Here is a 14,495-nt window from a genome sequence, read left to right on the forward strand (position 1 = left end):
ATTTAGCTGTTTCAACAACTACCCAATATATCGTTGGTAGTTTGCTTTCTTCTGCCTTTGTCTCGGATTCTTCTATTGCGATTCCTCTTTTGAGGAAGGTAACAGCAATTGGTAGTAATCCACGTTATATTATGATGGACAAAGGCTATGATGTCACAGCAATCTATCAGGCCAGCCATCAGTTAAAAATAGAACCCATTATTGATTTTAATCGGCGTCGAGAAATGACAGGAGGAGACGTGAATGAACATTTTCACCCTACTTGTTTCTTAGAATACCCCTATAAATATGATAGTGTAGACAAACGTTACGGAGCATTGAAGTTTACTTGTCCGCAGGACAAATGCCAAACATGTCCACTAAGAGATGAAAATCTGTGTCAAAAAGTAATCAAAATAAAGCAATCCACTAATCTTCGAAAATATGCCGTACCCGCACGTGGAACTCACGCTTGGAAAAATCTTTATAACCTCCGGAGTGCTGTAGAACGAGTCAACGGATATTTAAAAAATAGGTATCAATTATCTAATGTCCGTTTTAATGGTGGCAAAGCCACAGCCACACATATCAATTTGATTCAATTAACCTATAATGCCATCAAATTTGCCGTAGAGCGTTTGACCCAAAAACAACGTATGGCTGTTTAAAAAATGAAAAATCGCAAAATTGGATTCGTCTAGTTTCGAATAAAAAGTGACTTATGAAATTGCTTCAATGCATATATCTTTCTACGTTTAAATGGCCTTTGGAGTACAAAAATAGTGATAGGTAGTACCCAAAATAGAGTAGTGGCAAAAAATAAAAGTACTTCTCCGTTAGATGTATACAAAATAAGCGTGCTGGAAAGTGCTAATAAAATTGTCCAAAAACTTATCATCATGTTCTTCTTAAACTGTTTTTCACCTTCTTTAAAATATATGGGCGCCTCCTCTTGTGATACATTTTTATCATAAATATTTTTTCTGGCGAAGTAATCAATTATGAAAATAATAACAAAACTAACAGCTACTCCACTTACGATACTTAAAAGCGTCAAGTGAAAAATAGTCATTTTTATAACAACTGACTTTAATAACGCATATAAAATAACTCCCACTGTACCTGAAATAAGAATCAAAATAGTACTTTTAGACGAATAACTTCCTTCTACAAGCCTTTTTTCTTCCAAATTATAAAAATAATTCTTATTCTCTTCCTTGTGATAAAAAACCGGAATCCAAGGTGATTTCATTATTTCATTCCTTTCTTAACCAAATAAACTACCTAGTCCATTCATAAATCCAGAGGCGGCATTTCCAATCTTATCAAGAACTTCTTTCGCATCATTAATAATTTCATCCTGTTTATCATAAATTTTATCAAATACGTAGTTCCCAATTGCTGTAATTCCGACACCGACTAAAAAGTCTAATATAACTCCAACTACTGGAATGTGAATGGTCGTACCGATAATCTCTCCTATAGCCGTACTTACCTCTCCTCCTGCAACTCCAATTCCTACATCTGCAACAGATCCCCTGCATTTTCTCCACTCGCTAGCGGTTATCTTATTGTTCTACATGCTTCATGCTCCAAATGGCGACGTCGAAATGATGCGCTTTAAAATTTTTTTCTATAAGGTAACGCTCCACAAAGACACGTTTGAAAGCGTCGGAGTATATGATGGCAGGTGGCAAGACGTTCTATTGCTTTCTTCAAAGCATCAATTGAACCTTCTTCTAATTTCAGCATTTGTTCTCTGACCTCGGCTGGCACATCTGCCCATCCTTTTATATGCCTCTCAAGCAGATAATACAACTTGAATCATCACGACATTCCCCGCTGTAACCAAGTATAGCGGGGAATGATTCTATATATGTAAACTGATTGTAATTAGGTAGAGACTTATACGATAGAATCACACCTTTGTTTCCCTACCTACATATCAAAAAATTGCAATAATAGTTGCTGTTGCAGCAATAATAGCTGTTACTGTTGAAACAATTGCTAAGTAGAACATTAGTTTATTTTGCTTTTTAGATTGTAATGCTTGCTCTCCCTGATTTATAATATCCATTGATTGATAAATCAATGTTTCATATTTCTCAAACCTCGTGTACAATTGTTCTATTTCCAAAGAGTAATCTACTATCCTATAAAAAAGATATGGTGAGTCCTTTTTTGAAAGAGATGATATATCTTTTTTTATATCTGGATGATTTGATTGTATATGATAATGTATATAGGGTCTAATTGCTGGTACAATCACATTGAAATTCCTTTGAGTAGTTATAATTTTATGAACGTGTGAGCCAAATTTATCTGTCCGAAATACTTTGTCATGAAACTCACTTAGCTGCTCGGCTGCCAAATTAATCAGTTCACCAATCCACCTGACTATAAGCTCTTCTGCCTCCATTTTCAATATTAAGTATTGATATATTCGCTCTATTAACACACTTCCTTCAAGTTCATTCATATTAGGTTTAATTTTGGACGTTTTAGCTTCAAGTTCATCTACGATACCTATAGATTCCTCAAGTTTCTCTTTTTTTCGATAAATTATTTTTGCTTGTTTGTGAAACTTGTCAGATACACCGCTAAATATTGATATATTCGTATTACTTTCTAATTCAGCTAATTTATTGACTGCTACCAAACCCTTCTGGAAGTAGGTAAAACACTCTTCCACCAAAACAACCTCATAATATTCAATTATCCGATCCTGTCCATGTACCTTAAATATCCCATTTTGCATGTGTACACCCACTTTTATCAAATTATAATCCAAAACCTCTAACCGCACACTACAAATATATTAGATTGTGGTCTCTTCTGCTTGGAGATTATTTTATCCGCCATTCAATAAGCTGCTATATTCATTCTCATAAATTATCACGAAAAGAGCTACAATAAATAGCATCTGTAGCTCTCTAAAATCCAATTTCAACCAAATATATTGTTTACATTTTTCAACAAATCATTTTTATTAATTCGTTGGTCACCCTGAAGCTCTAAAAAATAATTTATTATTTTTTCTTTATTAGCACTAGCAAGATCATAAATATCCTCAAAATTAGTATCAAACTCTTCCACAGTATCAATATTGACTGCCTCTATAGTAGCTGGCAAATACTTATCATCTTGGAAAGCATAAGCTTCTTTGATAGTAAAGACTACCGCATCAGCTATACATATCCATGCTTTTAATTTTCCATCATCTTCCTCAGTCTGCATAACAGTCAGAATCCCAGTATCATCAAGATTCTCTAAGTACCAATATAAAGCATCGGCTTCAATTTTCTTTTCCTCCACCCATTCCCAGCAATCATCTAATCCCTTTCTTGCAATAGCGAAATTTTTAGAATCCGATATTCTGCTACTAATCTTTTCTGATAAAACTAGTAACAATGCCACTTGTCCATTTGAACTGATTCTTTCAAAATCTGTTAACAATGTTCCTCACGTCCTTAGTCTATATATTCATCATATATGACAATGCTTGTGCATGGAATGATTTATAACTCCTTCTCTTCTGGCATAAAACCTAAGATCTCCATTTGTCTTTTTAATTGAACAAGGCCACTCATGGATTCTCCTAAGCCTTCTAAATTCATACTTTTAGGGTTAGTAAAAAATTGTTCAGCAAATTTAGTAGCCATTTCATCGCTCTTGCTTTTTGATTCTATCTCTTTTTCAGCTACCATTAGCCTAATCCGCTCATCTGTTTCTTTTTGTAACTTTTCTAAATCATGTTTATATTGTTCTTTCAAACGCTGATTCTCAACATCAGCTGTCTCTTTTACTCTCCGTATCTCTCCATCTGCCGACTCTCGTATTTTCTTAATTTCATTATCCGCTATAATTTTATTACTTTTAATTACAGACTTTGATTTACTTATAGCTGCTAAATATGATAATACTCCAGTAACAACTGCCGGAATCATAGGAATCAATATATTCCACTCCATAAAATCTTCTCCTTTTTAGGCTCGCAGTCCTCATAATAACTCAACAATTTTTAAATTCATTGAATAGCCCTTATTACTCCATTTTCAAGGCTCTAGTCAGTCAATATCAAATTGGGTTTTCCGGATATTCCAAAAGATGCTTTTCAACAAATTGTTGAAGTTTTTGGTCTTGTGGTTTTTCATTCAAGTACTTATACTTCCAAATAATCATTTGATCACTAAAGCTATATTCTGTATCAAACCAATTAGTGTAATCAAAATGCATCTTAAATTTACCGCTTTTTTGTAAACTCATTGTAAAAGAATCCCAAGGTTCTTGATCATTTTCTTTAAAAACATTTCTAATTTCTTCTGACGTAGGTAATAAACTTCTTTTTAGTTCTTTAAATTTTTTCTCATCTAATTTGTACAGTTTCGGTATGTCTAGACTATATACGTATTCATTATACTCATTTGATTTGTAATAAAAATATGTGCCTCCACCAGTATCCGAAACCTGTGCATAGAAATGGAAGTTCTCCCATTCCTCGGGTATCATTTGATTAACTGTTTCAGCTATTTGTTGGTACAATGCATTTAATTTTTTTATATAACTTCCTTTTTTAAATCTATTCATCTACAATATCCCATAAATCATCATCCTCTGCATTCAAAACCGCTTTTATCTCATCATCATTAAAAACCACCATATATTCATACGGTAATGCAAGAACTTTAATCAATTCTGGTCTGATTTTTAACAATTGGTATGCATAAAACGCTTCTAAATCATCAGTATCATCTTCATCGTTTACTGCCCCAATATACCAACCAGAATCTCCTTTTTCTTGTCCATCACTACGTTGTAAGTAAATATCAGATTTCTGAAGGATATTCTTAGCTATAACTACTTTATCACTAAATTTGATTATTTCACCCTCTACATTAATCTTCCGCAAAAGATGCGATTGTTGTAACTGAATCCACAAAGCAATAGTAAGATCATTGGTCTCCTCTTCAAATGGATTGGTGCTAAAATTGGGTGCCTTGAGTTGGAATATATCACTTACTTCTCTTATGAAATAAACAGTCCATCCAACTTGAATAGAGTAACCGTCAATAATATTATTAGTTTCAATATTTGATAAAACTTGGTATAGTACATTAACTTGTGGCTCCAGCTCTTCTTCGGCTTTGATAACTATATATTTACCGTTAATACTTCTTTTAAATTTCCTCATCTAACCATTCTCTCTTCACCAGCTTATTGAATTCGCCCCATAAATTCAGTAATAATCATTATATGTTCTTTAAGCTTAACTTTTTTTAAATTATCTACTTTTTCAGCCCCACCTAATCCTAAAAGCGGGGTATATCCAAAACATTCTTCTTGTTTCAATGATCCATACTTTTCGACAGCAGCAAAATACTGAATAGAATCTAGTTCTTCTTCAACAAACTCTTTGTCCTCTAAGTCTGAGAAAAAATATTTAAAAGATATACCTTTTAATTTACTTTTTCTATACTTAATTAACATCAAGTATTTGTTCTCTTCCCAAATTATAACATCGCCTAGTCCAGTTGTAAATATTGGTATCGCTACATCATTTCTGAAATATGATTCTTCCAGTACCTGTCTGTAATCGTTTGGATTGATAACTCTTATATAGCCATTCAAAAAACTACCAAATCCATGTTCAATTCATATATTCATTATTTCTTTCGGAAGAGCATTTTCATATTCTTTTAGAACTTCTTTACCAGTATGCTCCACTACCTTAAAATCTGAAAAAATATTATCCATTGACCCTCACTCTCTCAAATCACTGTAAGTAACTTTGTCGTAATTTCTCCTTAGTAATAGGTTAGCCCGCTTCATTTAATCTCATATCCATAAAAATACTTAGAGCCTATATTCCAACTATTCTTTGCGCGTTCATTCACGTAATTGGTAACAGAATTTAAGCTGTCTTGATTCATTTAAATTCAGATAAATAGACCTCAAATACCCAATTTCTTTTGTATATTTTTCTGTGATGAGTCACTATCCTCATCAACTATTATTTCCACTGCTTTTTCAATATCTTCTTTTTTCATTAAGCCTGACTTCTCAATATTTTGTATGAAATCTGTGATTCTATCTTCACTAATTTCCTCTAATGCTTGAGGTAAAAATTTCACACCATTCTCTTCATACATTTTCCAAGCCATATAAGCTACTGCGTCTAGAACTGTATACCATATTTCAATGTTTTTTTGGATCCTCTGCTTGTTCAGCAAACTCACCTATATCATTATAGTCTGGACTATCTATCAGTACATAAATATCATCAGCAGTGATTTTTGTATCAATTAGACTCTTCCAGCATACATCTAACGCCATTCTTCCTTCATTATAATTAGAAGTCGTGGTATCCATAAATGAAAACATTTTTTCAGCCAAACTTAAATACAGCACTTTCTTCTTATTATCCTCTAATTCTCCCCATATTTTATCCATGTCAATCCGCCTTTCTATAACATTTTTCCATCTTTCAATGTAAATTCTAATATATCCCTTGCCTTTATGGTCTCATCTATTTCTGATGTTACTATAACTGTAATGTTAGGATACTTAGCACTAAATTGATAAAATATTCCCGATTCATTTTCAGGGAAAGTGTTTATTAATCCTTTAGTACATTTATTACATACTCCATTAGGATTAGATTGATGTATTTTTAATACACCCTCTATCTCTTCCGGTTTTACCCCTAACTTTTGAACAGCTATATCAAACTCATTCAAAACTCCCTCTTCGGCATGTTTAGTAAACTGCACCAATCTAGAATTAGATGAATCATAGGGTGCTTTAATCGCTCGATCAGGCATGATTTCGTCTAAATCCGGTAACCCTGCTTGCTTCCTCACTTTAGGTGACCCGCCTTCAAAGACAATATCTTCTAACCCTTTAACATCTGTCTTCCCAGCAGCAATTGTATCTGTTTCTGGCACCTTCCATTTGTCTCTGAGCGCAGACAAATCTTCTGGTCCTACTTTAATATCATCCGCATGTTTACCGATACTCTCTACAACTTCATCGCTACCACCAAATAAACCTTTTGCCATATTTTCAAAACGATGTGTAGTTTCTGCGCCCCCCATTACAACCTGTTTAGTTCCAAAAGGAGTAGCTACAACGCGTGGTTGAGAAAAATTTTTAGCTGTCGTCTCTGCAAAATCTGCGACCTTACCAAGTTTTCCTGCACCATTTCTAATTTGATTTTTAGCTGCATTGGCCGTCGAGCTCGCAACGTCACTTATAACACTAGGTATTTTCCGAATCCGCTCGGCACTCTCACGCAACGCTTGTTTCCCCATCGTGCCCAAATTCGTTAACCCTTGTTTGGCGGTCTGTTTCAGCGTCAACTTACTGCCGGCTTGTGCAGCATCCAACGCCAGTCCACCAGCTTTCGTCGCTGTACTAAACGCACGCATTCCTTGTGCTAGGCCTGGAATAATATCTAAGAACGCAAACGCAGCACGGGTTGCTTTTTCTGTCCCGTCCATTTCGCGTCCAGTCATCCAGTCTTTTCCGGCTGCGACGCTAGACAATTCTAGTGTACCATATGCAACTCCGAGTGCCAATCCTGCGGGTGGACATAGAATGGTCACGCCAATAATCACAACGGCAATTCCGATATCTCGCCAAAATTCGCGGCTCTCTTGTTCATCCCGAATCGATTCATACTCAAACGCGCGCGAACTTGATACTGCGGATTGGTACTGGTCGTATGTAAACTCCTGATCGGGATTTTGCTTACTGTACTCGGCGAATTGATCTCTCAAATTATCTGCAAAAAAGTTATCGCCTGACATGATGTCTTTTAAATTTATTTTGTCTTTCGGTACCTCTGTTGTGGTTGAGCCATAACCGCCGTAATCATAACCCGCGGTGGTAATAATTCTTGTTGCACCAATCGTATTTTTCGTCTCGTATTTTTCAATCGATAGTTTCTCCATTTTTTCAGTGAAGACATCGATATCTTTATAAAATGGTTCGTCAATGACGCGTTCGACCATGTTTCCTGCTTCACCGGCGTAGTCATGCAATACTTCAATTTTTTCAAACATTTTTTGATAGGTGGTTTCCTTGTCGGTGAAGGAAAAAGAAATAACACCATCGCTATCATCTTTGCTTATATCATTTTTTGCGTCTTCGAAATTGGTGTTTATTTTTTTCAGGTGATCCGTTACGCCTTTTCCCCAGCCTAAACCGATCAATGTTTTCAGGGCACCTTTGGATTTATCCCATGAACTAGTTGTATATTTTACATCCATCTTTTTGTTGCCTCCTCTCTATTCTGGCAAGTCTAATTTCGTATAGAATTCTTGGCCTAGCGACTCGTCTTGTTCTACCATAGCATTGACGGTATACGCTATGAGTCCTGCGATTTGGGAATAATTATCGTACAAATCCAGCACTTTTTTTATTCGCTTTATCGTAAACCTTCATCGCTTCTTTTGCCTCACCATCTTCGTAAAATTTAATTGCGGCAATCGAATCGGTCAATTTATCTAAATTTTCTAGTTCATGCATAATCGCATTTATTTTGTTGTAAATCTCTGAAATCTCATCCACGCTAATCGATATATCTGCGGCACCGCCACCAGCGCCTGCTCCGTCCATTGCTACATTAGCCATGTTGCGCCACCTCCTTGTAAGGGAATTCCATTTCGTCGAATACGAGCTTCATCAACCAGTATTGGCTCGCTTGTTGGTATTGCTGCCTCGCGACATCTAGTGAAATCAGTTTGTCGCCATATAAGAAAAATAGCCAGTTTTGATAGAAGCTTGGTTCGGTCATTTCGGCTGGGTATTTATCTAAATGGAAAACTTCGAAATTAAAAACTGGTTCGCTTAGTTCTAGCGCCTTGATCTCGTTTTTCTCTTGGTTAGTAAGTTCAGCGGTTAAGAATATTTTCTCGTCGACGCCTGGTTCGCGTGCGATTAATGGGAAACCGTCGTATAGCACTTTTAAGGCGTGCGCTTTGGATAGAACGAGTAAGCGGTAGTATTTATTTTTCTCGGCTTCGATGATGAGGACGACTTCTTCGGTGTTGTCTTCTTGGTATGAGAACATGATATTGTTGCAGCGTACGTATTTCTTGCTTCGGTGGTACGCGGATAGTTTGTTGATAACGAAGGCGCCACTTTTGGTGACAGCGCCTTCTGGGGTTAGGATTTCTTTTGCGATGAGTTGTTGTTGCGCGTAGGCCATTGGATCGTCGTCTCGTAAAAGGAACACTTCTTTGCCTGGAAAACCGAATAGGACATTGCCATCTGTTGCCGCTAAAAGGAGATACATTTCTTCGAGGCTAAAATAGTCGTTAGGATCGAGTTGTTGTGTCATAGATTTTTGACCTCCCGCACTTTGGCTTCGCTGTCAAAAGCTGTGATGTACTTTTCAAGATTTTCTAATGCTTTTGTTTGTTTTTCCATCGCTTCTTTGACATCTTTATGGTATTGAACGATGATATCTAAGTAGGCTACGAAGGCTTTTTTGGATTTACCTTTCCACGATACACCATTAACATAGCTTTTCAGATTTTTGGCTTGGGTATAGGTTGTGCTTAAAGATGTGTCGATTTGATTTGCCAAGGCTTTCGCTTCTCCGACCTTATCTCCGTAAATCGTTACTTTATCAGCCATTGATTACTCCTCCTTTGCCGCGGCGTCTCTATAATGGATATATCGCTCGTAAGCTTTGTCGCGTGCTGCTGTAAGACTCGAACGCTTGTCACTGACGTCCTCGATATAGCCTTCTAGTTTTGCCGTTAATTCTTCCCGTTTCGGATCGAAATGCGCGGATGGTATCTTGGAATTATTAAAATTCGGATGCCCGCTTTTATAGGAGGAAAGCGAACTTCTCGCTTCCCCTATCAGTTTGTCGTGCTCGATAATCGCATCTTTCATCCGATCATGTAGCCGGTCATAATCATCGCGTTTCTTCTCCAATTCTGTGGACATAATATCTATCCCAAAAATTCTAGCCACTCCAACTCCTCCTTATTTTGCTGGTTTCACAATCTTGATTTTTTCCGCTATGCCGTTTCGGATGTAATACGCCTCAAATGGAAGTAGGTTCGGTTCTTTGTAGTTCTTGTTGCTGACGTCGATAACGTTTTGGTCGCCAATTTTGCAAAGGGCAATTCCATTTTTCTGCTTCTTAATCGCGCCGCTAACTTTGTCGTAGCCTCGGCCCAACGTGCTTGTGTTGCCGGCAATGATGAAGTAGATACCGAATCGTGGACCGTTTTCAAGCAGGTTGACAAAATCGGTTTCGAGATCGCTGCTGATACCGCTCACGATGGAGTCGAGATCGGCAATCGCGATAAGAACTGGGCGGGCGTCTTTTAGGAATTCGGCAGTCGTTGTTAGTCCGCTGCTTTCTTTTTGCGCCGCTGCAAAACCGTCTTGACGACTTTCTAGCAAACCGTGAAGTTCTTTGAAAATCATCGTGATCGTTTCGGTGTCGTTGCCGTACGCGTTGACGTTTGGTTTGTAAGCCGCGAAACGAAGCATTGGGTTGTCAGTCAGAATAATGTCGATTTGTGGATTGACGATCATGACATCGAGCAGTGTCACCATCGTGGATTCAATCAATTCGACGCGATCGCTCATCACGAGTGTATTTTGATTTTCTTTGTAGTGTAACGGGATTGGTTCGACATTTTCAAAATCAACAGCAAACGGTAATTGGCCTGCTGCAAGCATGTTTTGCGTCGATTTCCATGATACAAAATCTTGGAATGGGAGCACTTCTGGAACCATTGGAATCGGAAGTGGGCGCTCGCCTGTCCATGCGTCAGACATTTGTTTGGCTTCTTGCTGAATCGCGCTGATGATTTGTAGCGTGTCCTCACCTTTGTTTGGAAGCGCTGTTTGGAACACGGCGATATCGTCCTGTTTCACCAAGCCACGACCTGGTAATTCCTCGCTCGTTAAGTCGGTGCGCCCGATGATGCTTCTCGCGTCGGATGCCTCGATTAGGTAAAGCGGGATTTGCGTTTTAATATTCGAAAGTAACGGCGTACGCATCGCATTTTGTTGCCCAGCACTGATGACGAGATTGATCCCGACACCGGCACCTTCACGCGCAATTTGCGTCATAATCTTCTCGAATCCTTCTTGGAACGGCGATTCTTTGACTGGATCGAAATTATCAATAATAATCACGACATTCGGTAAAATTTCTCCGCTCGCTTTTTCGTACATGTCGAGATTCGCGACGCCGAACTGGCTTAGTTTGCGTTTACGATCCTTCAACTCACGGTCAAAACGACGAACGAATTTGCTGACTTTTTCTTCTTCGTCAAGCATAATCGTGTCGGCAACGTGCGGTAATTCGCGCAACGGCAAAAGACCATTGGTTCCGAAATCGAGCAGATAAATATGCAGATGTTCTGGATTATGTGCGCGTGCCAAGTCCATCACAACAGTTTGCAGGAAGGTTGATTTCCCGTAACCAGGACTTGAGTAAACCGCAATGTGACCGTCTTTTGAAAGGTTTACTTCGACGGCACGCTGATCTTGCATTTCTGGAATATCCATGAAACCAATAATCGGCGCGAGTTCCGATTTCTCTTTTTGCCATGCATCTTTGTAATCGATTGGATGCAGTTCTGGTAAGAAAATCATATCTTCCAAAGGCGGCAACCACGGACGCGGCAACATCGCAATGTTCGCTTCCTCGGTATAATCGTGAATATAATCAATCACCGCATCGAGCTCTGACGGCACTTTCGAAATATCCTCTTTATCGCCCAGACCACTTAAATCTTCCGTCAAAATTTCATACTGCCCGAGATCGTTAATCGCGTAAATCGTCGTGTCCACTTGCTCCTGATCGTCTTTATCCGGCACGTAATCTGCACCACTCCAAGCACTTTGGAACAATTCGTAAATCTCGTTATTCCCGACTTGCAAATACGAACGACCGGGTAGCGTGATTTCCGCTGCGTCTGGTGTTTTCAAAATTTCATTGGAATCCGACGCGTTTTGTACTTTCAGCGCCAGTTTGAATTTCGAGTTGGACCAGATTTGATCATCCACGACGCCGCTTGGTTTTTGTGTTGCCAAAATTAAATGGATACCGAGCGAACGCCCGATACGCGCGGTGGAAACAAGTTCTTTCATGAATTCCGGTTGCTCACTTTTTAGCTCGGCGAACTCATCGGAAATCAGGAATAAATGCGGCATCGCTTCTGATGCTTCGCCTAATTTGTATAATTTTTGATATTGGTTAATATGGTTGACATCGTGCTCGCCGAATAGACGTTGACGTTTTTGCAATTCGGCTTTGATCGAAGCTAGTGCACGCATACTTTGCGCGCCGTCCAAGTTCGTGATCGTACCGAGCAAATGTGGCAAGTTTCGGAATAGATTCGCCATTCCGCCGCCCTTGTAATCGATCAGCAGGAACGCGACTTCATACGGGTGGAAATTCACGGCAAGCGAGATAATATACGATTGAATAATCTCCGACTTACCAGAACCCGTCGTACCAGCGACCAAACCATGCGGGCCGTGCGCTTTTTCATGCAAATTCAGGTTGACAATATCGTCTTTCCCACGCAAACCAAGCGGAACCGCCAAACTCTTATACGTCTCATTTTTCTCCCAACGCGCGCTAATGCCAAGCTCTTCCACGCGATCAACACCGTACATCTCCAAAAATGTCACCGATTCTGGAATCGAATTTTTCAAGTTCTGCAAGTGATTAAGCGGCGCCAATGCACGACTCACACTCTCTTTATCAAAATCGGCAGGGAAATGATCCAGCGTAAAGCCACGATTCACAAGCTCGCCTTGCTCCAGCAAAACATTCCCATTTTTCGCATCCCGAATATCGATAACCGTTTTCACATGCTCCGGCAAACTCTGCATCACGTCCTGCACGAACACAAGCGAAACCCCCGTACTCACTCGGATCCTCATTGAAAAACTCCATCACCGTGTGATCCATCATCAGTTTTTCGTCCGTCACAAGCACCACATAATGCGGCGAAAAGTACATCTGCTCCGACTTGTTGCCCTTTTCCTCCAAAGCCATCTTGCGCTCCTTCAAAATTTGGTACAACGAGTTCAAAACCTGGTCCCGCGAACGCTCATGATACACAAAGCCACGCACATTAATATCGCGCAAGCTCGCGTGTGGCAACCAACGCATCCAGTCCCACTGTTCCTTTTCCTCTTCTGGGAATACCGTAATAAACTGCAAATCATAGTAGCTGTGGAATAACGCCGTCTGCATCACCATCAACTGCAACTGCTCCAATACAAGCTCGCGGTGGCCAATATAACCAACCGGCCCGTTCATCAAATCCGTCCCCATCGGCACATCTTTCACCGAATAATACTGCGACTTCAAATCCTTCGCACTCTCGATCAGCTCATCCTTGTCCTGCGTGAACTCCTCCTCTTGGAATTCCACATTAAAAGACGTATTCTCCTCCCCAGTACCAACCCGATACTGCAAAAAGTCATGGTGAAACATCGTCTTCTCATAAATTCGTGAATCAACAGAAAGCGCCATATCGCGGATCTCCGTCACCGTTGGAAAATGATAATGTAGCGAATGCGCCTGTTCCTCCGCCGCAGCGTGAAGTTCCGACGTCTTGTCCTTCAAATAACGACGATAACTCGCGTCACGTTCCTTCATGTCCACTTTATATTTTTTGCGATTTTTCACATACGTAATCACCGAGAAAATCACCGTCGCGCCCGTCATCCCAAGCGTCATCAACACAAAAATCGGATTCGGACGTAAAAACATCATCACAATCGACATGGCAATCATAATCAGTGGCGGAATCAGAATTTTCATCAATTCCTCGCTCGGTTTCGAAGGCTTGCCCGGCGGTTTTGCGATCGTCAAACCGCTTTCCGGCGCACGATAAATAATCCGTGGTGACCGGTGATAATCCGGATAATCCGCACTAAAAGCATTGTCCGGCGCCACCAACTGCGCAAGCGTTGCATGAACCCGACCATCTCCCGCGATAATCTCAATGTCTTCCTTCCCAACACGAACCGTCACGCCATCAAAGTACAGCTGATCCCCGGCCGCTAGCAGACATTCCGACTCCACACGATAATAGTTATGGTAAACAATGCCACCGTATACGTTCAATTTAAACGTCGCGCCAAGCTCCTCACGAATAAACAATAAATCCGCTGTCGTGCCCGCAATCACAACATCATTAAAATCCTTTTCACCAAACGTAATCGAATATTTCGTCGTCGTATCAAAAACCTGCGCAGCCAAATCCTCCGTCAAATAAAACTGGATTTTCTCCCCGTCAGACGTCTCCAAATTCAAGCGCTCATTCAATTCCAGCGGCAAATCTCCCAAGAACCATTGTCCAGCATCCTCATTCCACGCCACTTGCAACGAATCCGCCAAATGCTCGTAGGTCACCGTATGATTCAAATCCCCGCCAATCGTTACCTCTTTTTTTCGGGTCTAGCTGGCATTTATGTAGCTGATTGCCATAACTAATCGTCAGTAGCTGCTTCTCCAT

Annotated in this window: 15 protein-coding genes and 1 pseudogene; 1 reads left to right on the forward strand and 15 read right to left on the reverse strand. The window is 39.7% G+C overall.

What is annotated here, in order from left to right; all coding sequences use genetic code 11:
- On the forward strand, positions 1–647 hold a 647-nt coding region (locus tag PCORN_RS02105; protein WP_036077148.1), incomplete at its 5' end, for a transposase.
- A 29-nt stretch (positions 648–676) separates the two neighbouring features.
- Here the strand turns inward: PCORN_RS02105 and PCORN_RS02110 are convergent.
- The 15 genes and pseudogenes from PCORN_RS02110 to essC all read right to left on the reverse strand — a co-directional run bounded on the left by PCORN_RS02110 (position 677) and on the right by essC (position 14,495).
- On the reverse strand, positions 677–1,231 hold the full coding sequence (locus PCORN_RS02110) for a hypothetical protein (protein WP_036077151.1): 555 nt from the start codon (positions 1,229–1,231) through the stop codon (positions 677–679).
- Positions 1,232–1,924: 693 nt separating this feature from the next.
- Positions 1,925–2,737, reverse strand: coding sequence for a hypothetical protein (locus tag PCORN_RS02120; RefSeq protein WP_036077155.1), 813 nt, complete (start codon positions 2,735–2,737; stop codon positions 1,925–1,927).
- Positions 2,738–2,925: 188 nt separating this feature from the next.
- The gene (locus tag PCORN_RS02125) at positions 2,926–3,435 is read right to left on the reverse strand and encodes an Imm6 family immunity protein (protein ID WP_051999179.1); all 510 of its coding nucleotides are present in this window, start codon (positions 3,433–3,435) and stop codon (positions 2,926–2,928) included.
- Between the two features lie 62 nt (positions 3,436–3,497).
- Positions 3,498–3,950 (reverse strand): hypothetical protein, encoded by a 453-nt coding sequence (locus tag PCORN_RS02130; protein WP_036077157.1) that lies wholly within the window; start codon positions 3,948–3,950, stop codon positions 3,498–3,500.
- 106 nt (positions 3,951–4,056) lie between these two features.
- Entirely contained in the window at positions 4,057–4,566 is a 510-nt protein-coding gene (locus PCORN_RS02135) for an antitoxin YezG family protein (RefSeq protein ID WP_036077159.1), read from the reverse strand.
- Positions 4,559–5,170 (reverse strand): immunity protein Imm33 domain-containing protein, encoded by a 612-nt coding sequence (locus PCORN_RS02140; RefSeq protein ID WP_036077161.1) that lies wholly within the window; start codon positions 5,168–5,170, stop codon positions 4,559–4,561. The genes PCORN_RS02135 and PCORN_RS02140 overlap by 8 nt, the downstream gene beginning before the upstream one ends.
- Before the next feature lie 23 nt (positions 5,171–5,193).
- Positions 5,194–5,607, reverse strand: a complete 414-nt coding sequence (locus tag PCORN_RS02145; RefSeq protein ID WP_241433045.1) for a T6SS immunity protein Tdi1 domain-containing protein — start codon at positions 5,605–5,607, stop codon at positions 5,194–5,196.
- Between the two features lie 323 nt (positions 5,608–5,930).
- On the reverse strand, positions 5,931–6,140 hold the full coding sequence (locus PCORN_RS02150) for a hypothetical protein (RefSeq protein ID WP_036077162.1): 210 nt from the start codon (positions 6,138–6,140) through the stop codon (positions 5,931–5,933).
- Positions 6,141–6,174: 34 nt separating this feature from the next.
- A complete protein-coding gene (locus PCORN_RS02155; protein ID WP_036077164.1) occupies positions 6,175–6,429 on the reverse strand; it encodes an Imm6 family immunity protein in 255 nt (84 codons plus the stop codon).
- Positions 6,430–6,443: 14 nt separating this feature from the next.
- The gene (locus PCORN_RS19990) at positions 6,444–8,249 is read right to left on the reverse strand and encodes a hypothetical protein (protein WP_051999180.1); all 1,806 of its coding nucleotides are present in this window, start codon (positions 8,247–8,249) and stop codon (positions 6,444–6,446) included.
- Between the two features lie 124 nt (positions 8,250–8,373).
- Positions 8,374–8,613 (reverse strand): hypothetical protein, encoded by a 240-nt coding sequence (locus tag PCORN_RS02165; protein WP_036077166.1) that lies wholly within the window; start codon positions 8,611–8,613, stop codon positions 8,374–8,376.
- Positions 8,606–9,322 carry a DUF5081 family protein gene (locus PCORN_RS02170; protein ID WP_036077168.1) on the reverse strand — a complete coding sequence of 239 codons (717 nt, stop codon included), beginning with the start codon at positions 9,320–9,322 and terminating at the stop codon, positions 8,606–8,608. Before PCORN_RS02170 ends, PCORN_RS02165 begins: the two co-directional genes overlap by 8 nt.
- Positions 9,319–9,621, reverse strand: a complete 303-nt coding sequence (locus tag PCORN_RS02175) for a WXG100 family type VII secretion target (RefSeq protein WP_036077170.1) — start codon at positions 9,619–9,621, stop codon at positions 9,319–9,321. Before PCORN_RS02175 ends, PCORN_RS02170 begins: the two co-directional genes overlap by 4 nt.
- A 3-nt stretch (positions 9,622–9,624) precedes the next feature.
- A complete protein-coding gene (locus PCORN_RS02180; protein WP_077913753.1) occupies positions 9,625–9,966 on the reverse strand; it encodes a hypothetical protein in 342 nt (113 codons plus the stop codon).
- A gap of 12 nt (positions 9,967–9,978) precedes the next feature.
- Positions 9,979–14,495 (reverse strand): annotated as a pseudogene (essC, locus tag PCORN_RS02185) (type VII secretion protein EssC).

This window comes from Listeria cornellensis FSL F6-0969, assembly GCF_000525855.1.
GTDB classification, from domain to species: Bacteria; Bacillota; Bacilli; order Lactobacillales; family Listeriaceae; genus Listeria_A; species Listeria_A cornellensis.